The sequence below is a fragment of the Dysgonomonas sp. Marseille-P4677 genome (assembly GCF_016652235.1).
Classification (GTDB): domain Bacteria; phylum Bacteroidota; class Bacteroidia; order Bacteroidales; family Dysgonomonadaceae; genus Dysgonomonas.
Genome location: NZ_JAEPKU010000022.1, coordinates 1 through 21,131 on the forward strand (window position 1 = coordinate 1; position 21,131 = coordinate 21,131).

Consider the following 21,131-nt stretch of genomic DNA (forward strand, 5'->3'; position numbering starts at 1 on the left):
ACAATATACAAAAATAAAAATAAAAATGTGTGCGCACACGCATTGTAAAATCCATAAAAAAGATTACTTTTGCAAAAGTATGTGTGTGCGAGCACAACACTACATAACTATTTATTAAATAAATAGAGATTTCATGAAAAAAGACAACACAAATATTCGTATAGTTGATATAGCCAAACTAGCCGGTGTATCGACAGGAACTGTAGATCGCGTTTTACATAAACGTGGAAGAGTATCGGAAGAAAAACGGGCCAAAGTAGAACAAATACTAAAAGAGATCAATTATGAACCTAACTTAGTAGCCCGATTTTTAGCATCAAAGCGCAGCTACAAATTCGCTGTAATAGCACCGACATATAGCGAAGGAGATTATTGGGAACTAGTTTGCAATGGCATAGACAGAGCCGAGTCTGAAATGAAAAAATTCAATATCAGTGTTGAGTACATACATTTCAATCAGTACGACAGAGAGTCGTTTCGTGAAGCAGTAAACCTATTAAAAGGAAAAGAATATGACGGTGTATTACTAGCAACTCTCTTTGGAGAACTAGTAATTAATTTATCCAAAGAATTGGATGAAAAAGAAATACCTTACATATATATAGACTCCGACATTATCGGACAAAATGACCTCGCTTATTTTGGTGGAGATTCTTTAGGTAGCGGTAATATTGCAGCTAAATTATTACTAAAAGAAATTGGAATAAATGCCAATATCTTTATAGCACACATACGTTTCAAATATAAAGAGATTTCTGTGCAGATGAAAACCCGTGAGTTAGGCTTTATCGATTGCTTGAAAAAAAGCGGCTATAAGGGAAAAATACATCATATTGAAATAAATCCGGACGATTATTCTCAAACCAAAAAGTCGTTGGAAGATATTTTATCAAAATCAGATTCTCTTGTTGGAGGAATAGTGCTTAACTCCCGTATTTATGAGCTCGTATCATTATTAAACAAAATCGACAAATCTCTTTCTGAAAGAACCCGCCTTATAGGGCATGATGCTATAGAACGCAATGTAAATGCACTCAAGAATGGGCAGGTTTCATTTATCTTATCTCAGCGTCCCGAATTACAAGGATATGACGCAATTAAAGCACTAGCTAATTATTTTTTGTTTAAGCAATTACCGCAGAAAACTAACTTTATGCCCATCGACATTCTAATAAAAGAAAACATCGATTATTACAATAATTATAAATTATAGACATGAAAAACAATTTGTTCAACATCGAAGGAAAAGTAGTACTCATTACCGGAGGATATGGGATATTAGGTTCTCAAATGTCAGAATATCTGGCTTCGGAAGGAGCTAAAGTCGTCATACTCGGACGCTCTAAAGAAAAGGGTGAAGCCTTGGCTAATAAAATAAAGGCAAAAGGATATGAAGCTATATTCCTAGTATCCGATGCCTTGAACGAAAAAGATCTAGAACAAAATAGAGAGGATATTCTCAAAAAATACGGAAAAATAGATGTACTGATTAATGCAGCCGGAGGAAATATGCCGGGAGCAACGATCCCGCCTGACAAAACAATCTTTGATGTTAAAATAGATGCATTTAAAGAAGTAATCGACCTCAACCTTTTCGGTACGGTTACACCAACTCTTGTTTTTTCTAAAGCGATGGTAGATAACGGGAAAGGAAATATAATAAATATAGCATCCATGACTTCATTCCGTCCCCTTACACGAGTTATGGGATATGGTGTGGCAAAGTCGGCTGTGGCTAATTTTACAGAATATATGGCAGGTGAACTAGCTACAAAATTCGGAGAAAATTTTAGAGTAAACGCCATAGCTCCGGGATTCTTTATCACAGAGCAAAACCGAGGATTAATGCTAAACTCTGATGGCTCTTATACGGAACGCGCAAAATCAGTAATTGCACATACACCATTCCGCCGTTTTGGAGAATCGGAAGAACTATTGGGTGCAATACATTATTTGGTAAGCGATGCTTCAAGTTTCGTAAATGGTTCTATATTGGTTGTAGACGGAGGGTTTAATTCTTTTTCAATATAAATTTCTAAAATCTAAATAAAAAACATATGATACTTAGTGAACAAACTTGGCGTTGGTACGGACCCAACGACCCTGTATCATTAGCAGATATAAAACAAGCAGGAGCAACTGGAATTGTTACCGCATTGCACCACATCAAAAATGGAGAAGTGTGGACAGTAGAAGAAATTCAAAAACGTAAAGATATTATAGAAAGTGTAGGTCTGACATGGTCTGTTGTGGAAAGTATTCCTGTACATGAGCATATTAAAACTCAGGAAGGCCACTATAGAGAGTACATAGCAAACTATAAAGAGAGCATTCGCAATCTGGCTAAATGCGGCATTATGATCGTCACTTATAATTTTATGCCTGTATTGGATTGGACTCGTACCGATCTAGCTTATACTATGCCGGATGGCTCCAAGGCTTTACGTTTCGAACGTGCTGCATTTATGGCCTTCGAACTTTTTATCCTAAAACGCCCAGGTGCTGAAAAAAGTTATTCAGTAGAAGACATAGCAAAAGCAAAAGCTCGCTATGAAAATATGACCAAAGAAGATAAAGACTTACTTGTCCGAAATATGATAGCAGGATTACCCGGAGCAGAAGAAAGTTTCACTCTTGAAGAATTACAATTACAATTAGATAGATATAAAGATATTGATGAAGAAACTTTACGGAAAAACTTAATTGAGTTTGTACGTGAAATAGCTCCTGTAGCAGATGAAGTCGGCGTCAGACTGGCTATCCATCCCGACGATCCACCCTATCCTATTTTAGGATTACCACGTATATTAAGCACTCAGGCCGATTTTGAGAAGTTGGTAGCTGCTGTTCCAAATGTATCAAATGGGCTATGCTTCTGTACAGGATCATTTGGTGTACGCGCCGACAATAACCTACCGGAGATGATAAAGAATCTGGGAGACAGAGTAAATTTTGTACATCTTCGTTCTACACAACGCGATGCTGAAGGTAACTTTTATGAAGCAAACCACTTGGAGGGGGATGTAGATATGTATAATGTAATGAAAGGATTGCTTGAAATTCAACAAAAACGTAATGTATCTATCCCATTCCGACCCGATCATGGACATCAAATGATAGATGATCTTAATAAAAAAACAAATCCGGGTTATTCCTGCATTGGACGTCTTAGAGGCTTGGCCGAATTACGGGGTTTGGAAATGGGAATCGCTAAAACCTTATATAAATAATATTATGAAGCAATTTCTAGACGATAATTTTGTACTACAGAACGAAACTGCAGAGTATCTGTATCATCAGCATGCAAAACATCTGCCTATTATAGATTATCACTGCCACCTAGATCCAAAACAGATAGCAGAAGATTATCAGTTCGATAATCTTGGAGAAATATGGCTTAGTGGTGACCATTATAAATGGCGTGCTATGCGTACAAACGGTATCGCAGAACAATATTGTACCGGCAAAAACACCAGCGACTGGAAAAAATTTGAAAAATGGGCAGAAACGGTACCATACACTATGCGTAACCCACTTTATCATTGGACACATCTGGAATTAAAAACAGCATTTGGAATCACTAAACTTCTCAAGCCCGAAACAGCGAAAGAAATTTTTGACGAATGTACAGAAAAACTTCGAACTCCTGCTTTTTCAGCACGTGGACTGATGAAACATTATAATGTAGAAACAGTGTGCACAACTGACGATCCTATAGATTCTCTTGAATATCATCTGGCTTTGAAAAATGAAGGATTTTCTATAAAAGTTCTCCCAACATGGCGTCCCGATAAGGCGATGGCTGTAGAATGTGCTGCTACATACAGAACATATATTGAGAAGCTATCGGAAGTATCCGGTATAGCAATTAGTCGTTTTTCTGACCTTATTGCTGCTCTTCGTAATCGTCACGATTATTTCGCCAGTATCGGATGTAAGCTATCCGACCATGGTATAGAAGAGTTTTACGCAGAAGATTATAGCCAAAACGAAATTGATGCCATTTTCAACAAAGTGTATGGAGGAAAAGAACTTACACATGAAGAAAGAATCAAATTCAAATCGGCAATGCTCGTCGAAGGAGCAATCATGGATTGGGAAAAAGGATGGACACAACAATTTCATTATGGTGTAATACGGAACAACAATACACGCCTATTTAATCAAGTAGGTGCAGATACTGGATTCGATTCGATAGGAGATTTTACGGTAGCTAAAGCCATGTCGAAATTTCTCAACAGATTGGATATGAACAATCAACTAACCAAAACAATCATCTATAACCTCAATCCTCGAGACAATGATATGTTGGCAACCATGATAGGAAACTTTCAGGATGGTTCGGTAGCCGGAAAAATACAATTCGGTTCAGGTTGGTGGTTTTTAGATCAGAAAATAGGAATGGAAGCACAAATAAATTCATTATCCAATCTTGGACTATTAAGTCGTTTTGTTGGGATGTTGACAGACTCACGCAGTTTTTTGTCTTATCCTCGACATGAATATTTCCGCCGTATATTATGTAATCTGATTGGAACAGATATAGAACAAGGGTTACTACCTTCGTCGGAACTGCCATTTTTAAGTAAATTGGTAGAGAATGTATCCTACTATAATGCTAAAGAATTTTTTAAATTTTAAAAGTAGACGAATAGACAATTATTTAAATAATAGAAAAAATGAAAACTGTTATCGAAGAACGTTGGGGTACGCACCCCAACGATGTAAAAACCTACGACACAGCACAATTACGCAAGGAATTTTTGGTGGAAAAATTATTTGAGGCCGACAGTGTCTTAATGACTTATACACATAATGACCGCCTAATAATAGGTGGAGCATTGCCTGTAAATGAAATCCTGAAACTCGAGACTGTAGACCTTATCCGATCTGAATATTTTTGTGAGAGACGAGAATTAGGTATCATTTGTATCGAAGGAGAAGGTATTGTTTCTGTAGACGGAAAAGATTATAATATGGGATTCAAGGATGCCGTATATGTTGGTCGTGGCTCTAAGGAGGTTATATTCAAGAGTAAAGATGCAGCAAAACCTGCAAAATATTATTTTGCATCATCTCCTGCTCATAAAGAATATCCAACGACCCAAATTACGTCTACTATGCGCCGCACAAGAGATCTTGGAGTACCAGCAACTTCAAATGAAAGGCTATTAAACCAGATTATATTGAGCGAGATAGTACCATGTTGCCAACTACAGATGGGGATGACCGAAATCAAAGAAGGTAGCGTATGGAATACAATGCCTCCACATACACATTCGCGTAGGATGGAAGCATATTTCTATTTTAAAGTTCCGGAACAACAGGCTGTATGTCATTTTATGGGACAACCACAAGAAACCCGCCATATCTTTATGGGTAACGAACAAGCTGTGATATCCCCATCATGGTCGATTCACTCGGCAGCCGGAACAAGCAACTATACTTTTATTTGGGCTATGTGCGGTGAGAACCTCGATTATGATGATATGGATACTTTCTCTGCTGATAAATTACGTTAAATCAAATATTGACTATGAAAAAAACATTTAGTTTATTATTTACCATTTTACTTCTTGTGTCTTGTACTCAAGAGAAAAAGATGGAAATAACAATAGAAAACCCAAGCGACTTTGACCGAATGTCCGAATTGGTGGAGATACCATTAGACAAAGTCAAAGAGAAGGTTATTGTTACAGACAGTTTAGTTTACGAAGTACTCAACAGCGAAGGTGAAGTAATTCCATCTCAAGTAACTTACGACAGAAAACTTATTTTTCAGCCAGTGTTGAAAGCCAACGAAACCAAAACTTTTACAATCAAAACAGGAGAGGCTCAAACATTCGAGTCGAAAACATATGCGCGTTTCATTACTGAACGCAAAGATGATTTTGCTTGGGAAAATGACCGAGTGGCATTCCGAGCATACGGTCCGGCGCTGATCGAAACAGACGGCCCTAGCAATGGTATTGATGCATGGTTTAAACGTACGAATAATTTGATAATAGACAAGTGGTACAAAGCTGATCTTTCAGGAGAAGCATCTTATCATGACGATCATGGCGAAGGATTGGACGACTATAAAGTAGGCCGCACTTTAGGGGCAGGAGCTATGGCTCCATATGTAAACGAAAAACTATGGCTCAATGATAATTTTGTACAAGAAGAGATCCTAGAAAACGGACCTTTACGTTCTACATTTAAACTTTTTTACAAAAATCTGGATGTAGATGGAAAATCTATTGCCGAAAACCGTACTATTTCTATCGACGCAGGTTCTCAATTATCGAAAGTTATACAGGCTTATACAATAAAAGAACCTATGACGGTAGCAGCAGGAATCGTGAAGCGCCAAAATGGAGATTCTATCATCTCTGCTGATAATTATATTATCTATTCCGAACCTCAGAGTGATAAAGTAGATAATATATACATGGCACTTGTTTTACCTGAAGGTATCGAAAAATCAATTGTTGATACTTATGATATTATACATACTAAGACAAATAAAAAGGAAACACACTCCCATGTATTGGCAGTAACAACTCAACAGCCAAATATACCCGTCGCTTACTATGCAGGTTATGGTTGGTCTAAATTTGGATTTACCGCCATTGCCGATTTTGAAAAATATATAAAGGATTTTTCTGCAAGTATTAAAAATCCACTTGTTATCACATATAAATAATAAAACTCATACTATGAAGAAAGTAGTAACATTCGGTGAAATTATGTTGCGTTTGACAACGCCCGGATATCAAAGATTTATACAATCAAATAGCTTGAATGCTACATTTGGCGGAGGTGAAGCTAATGTTGCTGTATCATTGTCCAACTACGGAATACCAACAGAATTTGTTACCCGTCTGCCTAAGAACGATATCGCCGAATGGTGTATCTCTGACCTTCGGAAATATAATGTAGGTGTAAATAATATCTTAAGAGGTGGCGACCGGGTAGGTATTTACTTCCTTGAATCTGGGGCTGTAGCTCGCGCGTCAAAAGTGATATACGATAGGACTGAGTCTGCTATTGCGCAAATTAAACCTGGCATGATTGATTGGAAAGAAATATTTAAAGATGCGCAATGGTTTCACTGGACTGGTATTACGCCCGCTATATCGCAAGGTGCAGCAGATGCCTGTCTTGAAGCAATCAAGATAGCCAACGAAATGGGTGTGACCGTTTCTACAGACCTAAACTATAGGAAAAACCTTTGGAAGTACGGAAAGACAGCTTCGGAAGTTATGCCGGCTTTAACCGAAGGTTGTGACATAATACTTGGGAATGAGGAAGATGCAGAAAAAGTATTCGGAATCAAACCCGAAGGCTTTGATGTAGCACATACAGGTGGTGAAGTAGACGCAAGTGAATTTGAATCGGTTTGTACTCAACTAATGAAGCGCTTCCCTCGTGCAAAAAAAGTAATCATTACCCTACGTGGGTCTATCAATGCCAACCACAATACTTGGGGTGGATGCCTATACTCAGATAAGCTTTATCAATCGAAGCGCTACGATATTACTCACATAGTAGATCGTGTAGGAGGCGGAGATTCATTTATGGGTGGTCTCATCTACGGCCTTATCTCTTATCCAACAGATGATCAGAAAGCTTTGGAATTTGCTGTAGCTGCATCATGCCTGAAACATACCATCTATGGTGATTTTAATCTCGTTAGTGTTTCGGAAGTTGAAAACCTGATGAAAGGAGATGGCTCTGGTCGTGTATCGCGTTAATTAAAAGAAGAAATTAGAATAAATAATATTATGCAAAATCAATTTTCTTTAAAAGGTAAAATAGCTTTAGTTACAGGAGCTTCTTACGGCATAGGCTTTGCGATTGCTTCTGCTCTGGCAAATGCCGGTGCTACAATTGTGTTTAACGACCTAAAACAAGAGTTTGTCGATAAAGGTTTAGCTGCATACAAAGAAGCCGGTATTGACGCAAAAGGTTATGTTTGTGATGTAACAAGTGAAGATCAGGTTAATGCTTTGGTAGCTCAGATAGAGAAGGAAGTAGGGGCAATTGATATTCTTGTAAATAATGCAGGAATTATTAAGCGTATACCTATGCATGAAATGTCTGCTACTGAATTCCGCCAAGTAATAGATGTAGACCTGAACGCTCCGTTTATCGTGTCTAAAGCAGTTCTTCCCGGCATGATGAGAAAAAGAGCCGGTAAGATTATAAATATTTGCTCCATGATGAGTGAGCTTGGTCGCGAGACTGTTTCTGCATATGCTGCTGCAAAAGGTGGACTGAAAATGCTTACTCGCAACATTGCATCAGAATACGGAGAATATAATATTCAATGTAATGGTATTGGTCCGGGCTATATTGCGACTCCGCAAACAGCACCTCTTCGCGAGAAACAAGCTAATGGTTCACGTCATCCGTTCGATTCGTTTATTATAGCAAAAACTCCTGCTGCACGCTGGGGGAACGCAGAAGACCTTGCTGGCCCTGCAGTTTTTCTTGCTTCTAACGCATCCGATTTTGTTAACGGACATGTGCTTTATGTGGACGGTGGTATTCTTGCATACATCGGAAAACAACCAGGCAACAATTAATAATAATATTAAACGGCAAGTAGGTATGGCTCATAACCATTGTTTCGATTGATTTTTTCGTATACATATCTACTTGTCTGTCTAGAAAAAATAAATATAAATGGCACGATTCTCAAGAATTAAAGCTTGCCAAGTAATGGCAGACACCGGAATGGTACCGGTTTTTTACCATAACGATCTCGAAACTTCGAAACAAGTACTCAAAGCTTGTTATTTGGGGGGAGTAAGAGCCTTTGAGTTTACAAACAGAGGTGACTTCGCCCATGAAATATTCGGTGAGCTAAACAAATGGGCAGAAAAAGAATGTCCCGATATGATACTCGGCATAGGTTCGGTTGTTGATGCAGGTACAGCTTCTTTATTTTTACAGCTTGGAGCAAACTTTGTTGTGGGTCCTCTACTCAATCCTGATATATTTAAAGTATGCAATCGCCGTCAGGTTGCTTATATACCTGGTTGTGGATCTGTATCAGAAATAGGATATGCACAAGAGTTAGGAGCTGAGGTTGTCAAAGTATTTCCGGCCGGAAATGTCGGAGGTCCATCTTTTGTCAAAAATGTAAAAGCTCCTATGCCATGGTCAAGCATTATGGTTACAGGCGGGGTGGAACCTACAGAAGAAAATCTCACCAAATGGATTGACGCAGGTGTTACTTGTGTCGGAATGGGATCAAATCTATTTCCTAAAGATATAATTGCAGCTAAAGAATGGGACAAAATAACGCAACTATGTAAAGATGCTTTAGCCATAATCACCAAAGCCAGAAAAAAATAAATCCTACCTAAAATATCATGAACACATTGAATAAGATTAATGAACATATGACAACGTATAGATGGACAATCTGTGCTTTATTATTTTTTGCCACTACAATCAACTATCTGGATCGTCAGGTGCTTTCTCTTTTACAGCCAATGCTGGAAGAAGAATTTCATTGGACAGACAGTGATTATGGTACAATTACATCTGTTTTCTCATTGGGCTATGCTTTTTGTATGCTATTTGCCGGTCGTTTTATCGATAAGATGGGAACAAAGAAAGGATATGCGATTGCTATCGCTGTCTGGTCTGCTGCTGCTTGTTTACATGCCGTTTGCGGTCTTATTACAGAACAAATAACAGGTTTACCTGATGCCGATGCTTTGAGAAATGCAACAGGGCCGATTGTTGGTACTATTGCCACAACCAGTATCATTACCTTTGTTATTGCCCGTTTACTACTGGCTTTAGGTGAAGCCGGAAACTTTCCTGCTGCGATAAAGGCTACAGCCGAATATTTTCCAAAACGAGATAGGGCTTTTGCAACAGGTATATTTAACTCAGGTGCAAATGTAGGTGCAATCCTAGCTCCTCTAACCGTTCCTTTTATGGCTGATGCATGGGGTTGGGAAATGGCATTTATTGTAGTTGGAGCTGTAGGTTTTATCTGGTTAATTTTTTGGTTGATGTTATATAAAGATCCAAAAAACAATCCGGATATGAACGATGCAGAACGTGCATATATCAATCAGGATTATGCAGAAGAAAAAGCAGAAGAATCTAAAGCTAAAGAACCCAAAGTACCATTCAAGCAATGCTTCAAGTACAAACAAACATGGGCTTTTGCATTCGGTAAATTTATGACAGATGGTGTATGGTGGTTTTTCTTGTTCTGGACTCCGGCATATCTGAAAGCTGAATATGGTATGCAAGCAACTGAGATTGCATTGCCTATTGGTATCCTTTATACAATCACCGTATTCGGGTCTGTATTTGGAGGAAAATTCCCTACTTATTTTATTAATAAAGGAATGAACCCTTATGCCGGACGTATGAAAGCAATGTTTATTATAGCCTTGTTCCCTTTGTTCATATTATTGGCACAGCCATTAGGCCATCTGGAAGTATTAGGTGGATATGGATATTGGATACCGATCGTACTGATTGGTATTGGAGGAGCTGCACATCAGGCATGGTCGGCAAATATATTCTCCACAATCGGCGATATGTTTCCTAAAAGAGCGATTGCAACCATTACAGGGATCGGAGGAATGGCTGGAGGTATCGGCTCTTTCTTTATACAAAAGGGAAGTGGTATGCTCTTTGATTACAGCTTTTTAGAATGGGGTAGTAAAACTCAAGGATATACAATTGTATTCTCTTTTTGTGCTGTTGCATACCTCATAGGATGGATAGTTATGAAATTCTTAGTTCCTAAATTTAAACCTATTACAGATTTATAATATTGGGTATAAATAAAAACAAAGAAACGGAAGAATACATGTATTCTTCCGTTTCTTTATATTGTCAATATTTTCTTACTTCTTCCAAAGTTTTTCCATATCCTCCAGTGTTTTACCCTTTGTTTCAGGTAAACGTTTCCAAACAAACAAAGCTGCAAGAACAGCTAATGCACTGTAAACCCAGTAAGAGAATCCATGATTAAACATACTTACCAAAGTCTCGTTCTTATCCATAATAGGGAATGTCCACGAAACAAGGAAATTAGAAACCCATTGAGCTGCGACAGCAATAGACATTACACTTGAGCGAACCGAATTAGGAAATATTTCGGCTAACATTACCCAGCAAACAGGCCCCCACGACATGGCAAAACCAGCTGTATAAGTCAACATGAATACAAGTTTTAAACCTCCTGGTAATCCTTGAGAGAAAGATGTTCCTAATCCTAACATAGATACTGCCATAACCAAGGCTCCTGTTATCAAGAGAGGCTTACGGCCAAATTTATCTACTGTCATAATAGCCAATACTGTAAATGACAGATTGATAACTCCTACAATAATAGTTTGCAACAATGCCGAATCTGTACCCGAACCCATACTCTTAAATATTTCGGGTGCATAATATAAAACAACATTGATACCGACAAACTGCTGGAATGCAGAAAGTAAAACACCTGTCATTATAATAAGGAATCCATAAGATTTGATAGGAACATATAGCGCTATAAGGAAACTGACAATCATAGATATTTCCAATGCACTCGGAATACCTGCCAAAGAAAGAGAAATAATTCCTATAACAAATAAAATCAGCCATGTCATCATAAATCTATAATATGGCTTTAGAGAGACTGTCTCCTCATTATCAAAACTATTCTTTATTTCTGTTATCTCCTGCTTAGCCAAAAGACCTCCTACCAGCTTGGTTAGAATACCTTCAGCTTCTTCGATACGCCCTCTCATGACTAACCATCTTGGAGTTTCAGGTGCAATAAATAGTAACACAAAAAAGATTAAAGATGGAATTGCCAATGAAGCAAACATATAACGCCAACCGGTTGTATGCAACCACTCTGTATCACCTTGTTTTGCAATAAAGTAGTTAACGAAATAGACAACAAGCATACCAAAAATAATGGCAAACTGATTAAGCCCAACTAGGCTACCTCTCTTATTCGGCGGCGCAATTTCGGCGATATACATAGGTGATACCATAGAAGCGATTCCCACTCCTACTCCTCCTAATATACGATATATTACAAAGTGATATACAAAAGTATGGTCTCCACTACTAGGCATGTGATAACCTATTTCAGGCCAAGCTGAGCCAATTGCAGCTAACAGAAATAAAATCGCTGCTGCAAACAGGGCTTTTTTACGTCCGAATCTCTGACTTACCCATCCTGCTATGGCAGCGCCGAAAATACATCCGATAAGCGCACTGCTGATAACAAATCCTTCCATTGCATTTGCTTCATTGATCGGTAATCCCATCGGATCGATAAAGAAATGACGTAGCGATTCTACTGTGCCCGATATGACAGCAGTGTCGTATCCAAACAACAAACCTCCAAGAGTCGCAATAAGGGTGAGTTTTAAGGTATATGATTTACTTACTTCGTTATTCATTGGTAAAAGGTTCTTAAGGTCATAGACCTATTTTTAATTTACGTAGGCATTAATTTTTACTGTTAGTAATAGAAAAAGGGTACAGGATTATATTTTAATCCTGCACCCAATTAATATTAAATATACATATTTACAATAGCTTCATACAATTCTTGCTTACCGCTTATTTGTTTCGGTTCGCCTACTTTATGCGCAATTGTACGTAAATCCTCAAGAGTTAACTTACCTTCTTCAAATGCTTTACCATTACCATTATCGAAAGAAGCATAACGAGCCTGACGCAATTTATTATAATCGGAATGTTGCAAAATATCAGCAGCGATAAGAAGCCCGCGAGCAAATACATCCATACCCGAAATATGAGCAATAAATAAGTCATCCATATCTGTAGAATTACGACGGATTTTGGCATCGAAGTTTACACCACCATTGCCTAGGCCTCCGGCTGGAAGCAATACTAACCATGCCTGAGCCAAATCGTATAAGTCGATAGGGAACTGATCTGTATCCCATCCATTCTGATAATCTCCGCGATTAGCATCGATACTACCTAACAGACCTGCATCTACAGCAGCTTGCAATTCATGTTCAAATGTGTGTCCGGCTAATGTAGCATGATTTACTTCGATATTAACTTTAAAGTCCTTATCTAAGCCATAATGACGAAGGAAACCAATAACAGTCTCTGTATCGAAATCATATTGATGTTTGGTTGGTTCCATTGGTTTTGGCTCGATAAGGAATGTTCCTGTAAAACCTTGTTTGCGAGCATAGTCACGAGATATACTCAGGAAGCGTGCAAGATGTTCTTTCTCACGTTTCATGTCTGTATTCAACAGACTCATATAACCTTCACGTCCTCCCCAGAATACATAGTTTGCTCCACCAAGAGCAATAGTTGCATCAATAGCATTCTTAACCTGAGTACCTGCACAAGCTACTACATCAAAATCAGGATTTGTAGAAGCTCCGTTCATATATCGTTCATGGCTAAATACATTTGCTGTACCCCAAAGTAATTTAATACCTGAAGCTGCTTGTTTTTCTTTAGCATAATCAACTATGGCTTGCAAATTCTTCTCATATTCAGTCCACGAGCTACCTGCATCCACTAAGTCTACATCGTGAAAACAATAATAAGGAATACCCATTTTGGTCATAAACTCAAAAGCTGCATCCATCTTATATTTAGCGCTACTGATTGCATCATTTCCTATATTCCATGGGTGATGAATTGTAGCTCCGCCAAAAGGGTCTGCCCCATTTGCACATAACGAATGCCAATAAGCCATTGCAAAGCGCATCCACTCTTTCATCGGTTTACCCATTACTACTCTATTTTCATCATAAAAACGGTAAGCAAGCGGGTTTTTACTGTCTTTTCCTTCAAATTTTATTTTTCCTATTCCCGGAAAAAATTCTTTTGTACCTTTCAAAATTTCCATTGTTCTGTTATTTATTTAAAATGATTTATGAGTATTAGTTTTTCAATACAAGATTTTTCCACCTTTGGTATGCTTCTCGACTAAGAGCTTTATTTTCAGAATCAGGCTCTATTACATAAAGTTTTTCGAGAGAAGCAAATGCCTCCTGAGAAGTAGCATAAAGTCCGATTCCGATTCCCGCAGCCTTAGCTGCTCCGGCAGCTCCATCTGTATTATACAATTCTATTGTGGCTCCACTTACATTAGCTAATGTCTGGGCAAAAACAGGACTGAGAAACATATTCGCATACCCTGCTTTAATAGTATGAATATTCATGCCCATTTCACGCATTATTTCCATTCCGTATTCATACGAAAAAACAATACCTTCCTGTGCTGCTCTAAGTATATCTTTTTTATCATGAATATTGAAGTTTATACCATGAATAGAACAGTTTACATCTTGATTTTCAAGTACTCGTTCGGCTCCATTGCCGAAAGGTATAATACTTATTCCTTTTGCTCCTATAGGTGATTGCGCAGCCAAATCATTCATCTCTGCATATGAAAGACCTTCTAAAGCCAAATTACGCTTGAGCCATGAGTTCAATATTCCGGTTCCATTAATACACAGAAGAACTCCCAGACGTATCTGCTCGAAGGTATAATTGACATGAGCAAAAGTATTTACACGCGATAATTTATCATAATTCAATTGGTCCAGCACTCCATATACAACCCCTGATGTACCTGCTGTAGAAGCTATTTCTCCAGGTTCAAATACATTCAAAGACAAAGCATTATTTGGCTGGTCACCAGCACGATAAGAAACAGGTGTTCCTTCCTTTAGGCCTAATTCTTTTGCAGCTTCAGCAGATACATTACCTTGTACTCCGAATATTGGTTTTATTTCGGGGAAAAAACTTTTTGGTATTCCATAATAGTTCAATACATCCTCCGATAAAGTGTTAGTCTTAAAATTCCAGAAAATCCCCTCCGACATTCCCTCCACTGTTACAACAATATCGCCTGTCAGCTTCATACCAATATAATCGCCGGGAAGCATTAGTTTATCTATCTTTTCAAATATATGAGGCTCATTTTCTTTAACCCAAGCCAATTTTGATGCTGTAAAATTGCCCGGCGAGTTTAATAGATGAGAGAGACACTTCTCTTCCCCAATAGTTTTGAATGCGGCCTCTCCATATGGTACGGCACGACTGTCACACCAGATTATAGATGGCCGAAGTACATTCTTTTCTTTATCAACCAATACCAATCCGTGCATTTGCCATGTGATACCAATAGCTTGAATTTCGTCTCCTGTCGCTCCTGCTTTTTGCATCACCGAAGCGTGTGCTAATTTCAGATTAGTCCACCAGTCGGCAGGATCTTGTTCTGCCCAACCCGATTTAACAGCCGTAATCTTCATTTCTTCTTTCGGAAAGAAATCTGAAGCTACTATTTTACCTGTATCTGCTTTTACCAAACAGGCTTTCACGGACGAACTACCGATATCGTATCCCAATAAATACATGTTTTTCAATTATAAGTTATAAATTATAAGTTTCTTAATCCTATCTAAAGCAAGAAAATCAAATACTGGTTTTTCTTTTATTATATTCTTTCTTATCAAATTTGTAGTAACGAGCAGCCCTGTGTGAAACATCTTTTTGCTTCTCTTCCAGAGCTACAACATATGGCATGGCAGCAACTTTCTTATGAAAATTGCGAATATCAATACTCTTATCGTATATAGCTTCATATAATTTATGAAGTTGGCTGATCGTAAATTTTTGAGGTAGTAATTCGAATACAATTGCCGGATCAAACTCAATCCAATGGCGTATTTCTGTCAGCGATTCCTTTACGATCTGATTATGATCGAATGGCATTTCGGGAAGTTTACTTATTGGGCACCATTCGGTCAACTTATATTTTGATATATTATTTAGCTTCCGATCCACCTTACACAAAGACAAGTAAGCGACAGTTATCAGACGATTGATATTAGGCTGATAAGCAACATCGAGCCATTTTACATCGTCAGGATTCTTCGTTCTGTTAGGAGAGGCAAAACAACGGAATTGCTTTAGAGACATACGTTTAATCCCTGTAAGTTCGAAAAGCACCCTGTGAGCTGCATCATCAACATCTTCCTCATTATATATAAGGCTACCAGGCAACTTTAAATCTTTTGGAATATTAGAATCTGCACTTCGTTGAACCAGAAGAATATTGAGTTGATCGTCTTCGAAGCCAAAGACAACACAGTCAACTGAAACATATGTATGAATAAAATTGGTTTTCATGGCATTCCTATCATTTATATGACATACGAATGTACCAATAAAAATACAAATCAAAGAATAAATTCTATATTATTTTTATATAAATATCTATAACACAGATATTTGAATATCATATTTAACACAATAAGGAATACAAACATATTGTACTTTATACATTAACAATCCTTTATTATAGAAGGGATTTGGAAGACATGGAAAGAATTAAAATATTTGTTAAAAAAAACAATAAGGTGGTATGGATAAAAGTGATCCAATTATATATTTATATCAAAAATATATTTACCACATTCGTATCCTTGTTCATACAGGTCGGTAAGTTTATCGATATCTTTTTCTATGCGATCAACAACTATTGGTTGTTCCGGGCGAATAACAAAAATTTCACCTTTTTCTTCCAACTCATCCACCAAATCGAGTTGGTTATTGTAAACACTATTGCGATTTCCTAAAGCTTCCCGCATAGCAGGATATTTACGATAAATAAATGATGGAACTTTTATATCCTTGCCTTCTTTACGATAGCCTTTGTTTCGGGTAAGAATCACCACGTTTTTTTTATATCCTTGCTCTCTCGCTCTAATTACAGGTATAGAGTCACAAATACCGCCATCCAGCATAGGTATATTATCTACGTAAGTTATCGGACATAGGATAGGCAAACTACTCGAAGCTTTTGCTATATCAATCACTCGTTCTTTACTTTTTTTCTCTTCGTAATATTCAGCCTTACCTGTCAAGCAATTCGACGTAACCATTTCGAAGCGCGAAGGTGAAGCAAAGTAGGTATTATAATCGTAAGGGATAATATTGTCTGGAAACTCATGAAATAACAGATCAAAATCCATAATATTCCTTTTTTTGATATAATGCTTAAAACCTATATATCTATATTTACCCAATAGATCTATATTACTATATTTCGCTCGTCCACGCTGCTTGGAAATAAAAGATAGACCGTTGCATGCTCCGGCAGATACCCCAATGGCATAAGGAAAAGAGATTCCATTATCCATAAAATAATCTAATACTCCACAAGTAAAAACTCCGCGCATTCCTCCGCCTTCAAGCACCAGCCCTATGTTAGTTGTGTCTATCATGTGTTAATCTTTTAATATAAATATAAATTTAAAAAAAATATTGTAAACAAGCTCACTACAAATTATAATAAAAAGAAAAGGCTTCACTGTTATATTTCTATAAACAGCAAAGCCTTTAATAAAAAAAGAGTGTGTTCTATTTTATAGCAACCAAACCATCTTTTGCATTATCCACTTGCACCTTCTTAACAGCAAGAAGTGAACCATCGGCATTATAAATATGAAGAATATGTTGCGATTTTGACGACCACGATGCTAATGTCGGATTCCATGCCGTATGGATAAGATTAGTTACTTGTCCTTTTTCGTTATACTCATATTCATATTTTTGCAAGCCGGTCCAACCTATACTGCGATCCCAAACATAACATACTTTTTCTTGTAGCTCTCCAGCTGTATTATATGTATAAATTGTTCTTCCAACAGGATTAGATGTAGCTTTGTCTAAAGAGATACATTCTTTCTTTAAGCCAAATTCTGAAGTTTCCTGATTACATAGAATTGTATTTTGAGGTTCATTTGCATAGAGACCAGACACTGATAATAATATTGTCAAAACTGAGGTTAAAACGATTGCTTTCATGATTGTATTATTTAGTAGTTATTTCCTTTATTTTATTGCTTTTAATCCTTAAGGGCTTTCTACTAATATGACGAGTACAAGAATGAAAAAGTTACAGATTTCTCAACAAAAAAAACGAACTAAAAGATAACGCGATATAAATAAGCGATATAAATTTATATTTTTTTTTAGTACTATGCTATACAAAATAGCCATTTAACTATGAATCATATACAAGCAGCCCCTGAAATTTGATGAATCAAGTTTCAGGGGCTGTTTATCTAGTTATATTAGTATATCACCTTAATAGGCTCTCGCAAATATTACACGTTGCGCTGATGGCTTTCCTGTAACCATACATTTGCCCGGAATTTTATCTCCTTCGAGAGGAATACAACGAATAGTAGCCTTTGTTTCTGCTTTAACCTTTTCTTCTGTTTCCGGGGTTCCATCCCAATGAGCCAGAATAAATCCTCCCTCTTCTATCTTTTCTTTAAACTCATCATATGAATCGACTGTGATAGTCTGAGCTGCTCTGTAGTCAAACGCCTTTTGATAAATATTTGCCTGAATCTCATCAAGCAGATTCTTTATATACATATCTAAACCATCGCACGAAACAGTTTCTTTTGTCAATGTGTCGCGACGAGCCACCTCTACTGTATTGTTTTCCATATCACGTGCTCCCATCGCCAAACGAACAGGAACACCTTTTAATTCATATTCCGAAAATTTCCAACCCGGCTTTTTATTATCAGCATTGTCATACTTCACACTTATACCCAAAGCCTTCAATGACTTAACAATACCGTTTACTTTCTCGTTTATCAAAGCTAACTGCTCCTCTCCTTTATAAATAGGTATGATTACTACTTGGAATGGAGCAAGTTTAGGAGGAAGCACTAATCCATTATCATCGGAGTGTGCCATTATTAATGCACCTATCAAGCGTGTAGAAACACCCCACGATGTAGCCCAAACATAATCCATTTTACCTTCTTTATCAGCAAACTTAACATCGAATGCTTTGGCAAAGTTTTGTCCTAAGAAGTGAGATGTTCCGGATTGCAATGCTTTTCCATCCTGCATCATTGCTTCGATTGTATATGTGTCTACAGCGCCTGCAAAACGTTCTGATGCCGATTTCACACCTTTCACTACAGGCATAGCCATATACTCTTCTGCAAACTGCGCATACACGTCTAACATCTTACGAGCCTCTTCCTCTGCTTCTTCTTTTGTTGCATGAGCTGTATGTCCTTCCTGCCAAAGAAACTCAGCAGTACGCAAAAACAAGCGTGTACGCATCTCCCAGCGCACTACATTAGCCCATTGATTTATTAGAAGAGGTAAATCTCTATAAGATTGAATCCAATTGCGGTATGTATTCCATATAATAGTTTCGGAAGTCGGACGCACAATCAGTTCTTCTTCGAGTTTCGCTTCAGGATCTACAATTATGCCTTTCCCTTCAGGATCATTTTTTAAACGATAATGGGTCACTACTGCACATTCCTTTGCAAATCCTTCGACATGGTCGGCCTCTTTACTAAGAAATGATTTAGGTATGAAAAGAGGAAAATACGCATTTACATGCCCTGTTTCTTTGAACATATCGTCAAGTTGACGTTGCATTTTTTCCCAAATAGCATAACCATATGGTTTAATCACCATACAACCACGTACAGCAGAGTTCTCTGCCATATCTGCTTTCAATACCAAATCAAGGTACCACTGACTATAATCTTTGCTTCTCGAAGTCAGTTCTTTTAGTTCTTTTGCCATATTCTATATAGAAATTCTGATTTTTTCAAAAAAGTAACTGCAAAGTTAGCAAAAGACCGTAATTAAATAACATATGAAGTGTATTTTGTATCTTTGTTTTTACTTCAGTTCCTTATGTAAGTATAATAACGACTGTATATACTATGATACGGAAAAATGAATATTAATTAACCGCTTACTATTATTAAAAAATAATGAAATATACCGATATACTTCTCGATCTGGATGATACGCTCATAGATACGGCTACCAATACAAAAGAAACAGTAAAAGAAATTTACAGAGATTATCTCTTCGGGAAATATTTTAAGTCCTTCGACGAATTTTTCACCTTCTATAATGAAAATGTAAGTAAATTATGGATTGGATATAACAATGGAGATATTACAAAAGAAAAAATTCAGGAAGACAGATTCACCGATACCCTAAAGCATATCGATGGTTTTAATAAAGAAAAAATAAGAGTTATAAATAAAGACTATATAGAGCGGATAGTAAAAAAAGAAGCTTTGATAGAAGGAGCCTTAGACTTACTTGACTACCTGAAGCCGAAGTACAAGATACATATTCTTTCTAATGGTTTTACCGAAATGCAATATCAGAAAATGGAAAGTGCCAGATTAGACCTCTCCTACTTCGATCATATTATACTATCCGATATTGTTGGTGTAAATAAACCTCATCCTGATATCTTCTCTTATAGTCTAGACAGAATTGGTGCAACCAGAAGTGAAGTAATAATGATTGGAGATAATCTTTCTACTGACATTTATGGAGCATATAATTCGGGAATAAATCAGATATGGTATAACCCGGAAAATAAATTGCCCGAAAAAATCAAACCAACTTATATGGTGAAAAAATTATATGAGATAAAAAATATCTTATAAAGGTTTCTTATTCACCATATCTATATCCTATACATTTTTTTGATAAAAGACTATAAATAAAGAAAGGAGCTGCCCTTTCGAACAGCTCCTTTCTTTATTATTTATCAATAATATTAATTTAAGAATGTTTTCAAACTTTCGATCCATGAAGCGATACGCGCATCTGTTTCGTTATATTCATTATCCTCGTCCAATGCCAGGCCAACAAAACGGCCATCTATTACAGCATCAGACTCATCAAATGTGTACCCGTCTGTAGAAACAGAACCTACAATTTCAACTTTACCCTTTAATGCTTTGTAAATATAATACATAGCACCTGCAAAGCTTGTAGAAAAAGAGGCACTATCCCCGAGTGAAAACAAAGCTACTTTCTTACCTGTAAAATCCATTTTTTCAACTTTTGGCAGAAGTACTTCCCAATCATCTTGCAAGTCTCCCACACCAGTTGTAGAAGCTCCGAAGATTAGAAAATCATATGGTTTCAGGTCATCAACATTCACATTCTCAGCATTGAAAAGAGAAGACCCTTCCAACAATGCCTGCATTTTTTCTGCTACCGCTTCTGTGGCTCCGGTAGATGAACCGTAAACTATTGCAATTTTGCTCATAACAAATTAAAACATTTATTAA

19 protein-coding genes are annotated in these 21,131 nt (G+C 37.2%); 11 read left to right on the top strand and 8 right to left on the bottom strand.

Annotated features, from left to right (window positions below; translation table 11 throughout):
• Positions 1-133: 133 nt before the first annotated feature.
• The 10 genes from JGH11_RS06315 to JGH11_RS06360 all read left to right on the top strand — a co-directional run bounded on the left by JGH11_RS06315 (position 134) and on the right by JGH11_RS06360 (position 10,796).
• Positions 134-1,213 (top strand): substrate-binding domain-containing protein, encoded by a 1,080-nt coding sequence (locus JGH11_RS06315; protein ID WP_201110726.1) that lies wholly within the window; start codon positions 134-136, stop codon positions 1,211-1,213.
• A 2-nt stretch (positions 1,214-1,215) separates the two neighbouring features.
• A complete protein-coding gene (locus JGH11_RS06320) occupies positions 1,216-2,031 on the top strand; it encodes an SDR family oxidoreductase (RefSeq protein ID WP_201110727.1) in 816 nt (271 codons plus the stop codon).
• Positions 2,032-2,057: 26 nt separating this feature from the next.
• Entirely contained in the window at positions 2,058-3,230 is a 1,173-nt protein-coding gene (gene uxuA, locus JGH11_RS06325) for a mannonate dehydratase (protein WP_201110728.1), read from the top strand.
• 4 nt (positions 3,231-3,234) lie between these two features.
• Positions 3,235-4,641, top strand: coding sequence for a glucuronate isomerase (uxaC, locus tag JGH11_RS06330; protein ID WP_201110729.1), 1,407 nt, complete (start codon positions 3,235-3,237; stop codon positions 4,639-4,641).
• A 38-nt stretch (positions 4,642-4,679) separates the two neighbouring features.
• On the top strand, positions 4,680-5,522 hold the full coding sequence (gene kduI / locus JGH11_RS06335) for a 5-dehydro-4-deoxy-D-glucuronate isomerase (protein ID WP_201110730.1): 843 nt from the start codon (positions 4,680-4,682) through the stop codon (positions 5,520-5,522).
• Positions 5,523-5,536: 14 nt separating this feature from the next.
• Positions 5,537-6,688: a DUF4861 family protein gene (locus JGH11_RS06340; RefSeq protein WP_201110731.1), complete on the top strand. Its 1,152-nt coding sequence runs from the start codon at positions 5,537-5,539 to the stop codon at positions 6,686-6,688.
• Positions 6,689-6,701: 13 nt separating this feature from the next.
• Positions 6,702-7,739 (top strand): sugar kinase, encoded by a 1,038-nt coding sequence (locus tag JGH11_RS06345; protein WP_201110732.1) that lies wholly within the window; start codon positions 6,702-6,704, stop codon positions 7,737-7,739.
• Between the two features lie 30 nt (positions 7,740-7,769).
• Positions 7,770-8,573 (top strand): gluconate 5-dehydrogenase, encoded by an 804-nt coding sequence (locus JGH11_RS06350; RefSeq protein WP_201110733.1) that lies wholly within the window; start codon positions 7,770-7,772, stop codon positions 8,571-8,573.
• Positions 8,574-8,673: 100 nt separating this feature from the next.
• Positions 8,674-9,348, top strand: coding sequence for a bifunctional 4-hydroxy-2-oxoglutarate aldolase/2-dehydro-3-deoxy-phosphogluconate aldolase (locus JGH11_RS06355; RefSeq protein ID WP_201110734.1), 675 nt, complete (start codon positions 8,674-8,676; stop codon positions 9,346-9,348).
• 17 nt (positions 9,349-9,365) lie between these two features.
• Complete coding sequence (locus JGH11_RS06360; protein WP_201110735.1) at positions 9,366-10,796, top strand: MFS transporter; 1,431 nt, start codon at positions 9,366-9,368, stop codon at positions 10,794-10,796.
• A 75-nt stretch (positions 10,797-10,871) separates the two neighbouring features.
• Here the strand turns inward: JGH11_RS06360 and xylE are convergent, their stop codons facing one another.
• From xylE to proS, 7 genes are all read right to left on the bottom strand, one after another.
• A complete protein-coding gene (gene xylE, locus JGH11_RS06365; RefSeq protein ID WP_201110736.1) occupies positions 10,872-12,428 on the bottom strand; it encodes a D-xylose transporter XylE in 1,557 nt (518 codons plus the stop codon).
• A gap of 116 nt (positions 12,429-12,544) precedes the next feature.
• Complete coding sequence (gene xylA / locus JGH11_RS06370; RefSeq protein ID WP_201110737.1) at positions 12,545-13,873, bottom strand: xylose isomerase; 1,329 nt, start codon at positions 13,871-13,873, stop codon at positions 12,545-12,547.
• A gap of 34 nt (positions 13,874-13,907) precedes the next feature.
• The gene (locus JGH11_RS06375; protein ID WP_201110738.1) at positions 13,908-15,389 is read right to left on the bottom strand and encodes a xylulokinase; all 1,482 of its coding nucleotides are present in this window, start codon (positions 15,387-15,389) and stop codon (positions 13,908-13,910) included.
• A gap of 58 nt (positions 15,390-15,447) precedes the next feature.
• Positions 15,448-16,164, bottom strand: a complete 717-nt coding sequence (locus JGH11_RS06380; RefSeq protein WP_201110739.1) for an NUDIX domain-containing protein — start codon at positions 16,162-16,164, stop codon at positions 15,448-15,450.
• 254 nt (positions 16,165-16,418) lie between these two features.
• Positions 16,419-17,261: a patatin family protein gene (locus JGH11_RS06385; protein ID WP_201110740.1), complete on the bottom strand. Its 843-nt coding sequence runs from the start codon at positions 17,259-17,261 to the stop codon at positions 16,419-16,421.
• Between the two features lie 136 nt (positions 17,262-17,397).
• The gene (locus JGH11_RS06390; protein WP_201110741.1) at positions 17,398-17,844 is read right to left on the bottom strand and encodes a hypothetical protein; all 447 of its coding nucleotides are present in this window, start codon (positions 17,842-17,844) and stop codon (positions 17,398-17,400) included.
• Between the two features lie 282 nt (positions 17,845-18,126).
• Complete coding sequence (gene proS / locus JGH11_RS06395) at positions 18,127-19,608, bottom strand: proline--tRNA ligase (protein WP_201110742.1); 1,482 nt, start codon at positions 19,606-19,608, stop codon at positions 18,127-18,129.
• A gap of 194 nt (positions 19,609-19,802) precedes the next feature.
• Here proS and JGH11_RS06400 point away from each other — a divergent pair, with 194 nt between their 5' ends.
• A complete protein-coding gene (locus JGH11_RS06400; RefSeq protein ID WP_201110743.1) occupies positions 19,803-20,498 on the top strand; it encodes a YjjG family noncanonical pyrimidine nucleotidase in 696 nt (231 codons plus the stop codon).
• Between the two features lie 113 nt (positions 20,499-20,611).
• Here JGH11_RS06400 and JGH11_RS06405 read toward each other — a convergent pair whose 3' ends face one another.
• On the bottom strand, positions 20,612-21,109 hold the full coding sequence (locus JGH11_RS06405) for a flavodoxin (protein ID WP_201110744.1): 498 nt from the start codon (positions 21,107-21,109) through the stop codon (positions 20,612-20,614).
• Positions 21,110-21,131: the final 22 nt, after the last annotated feature.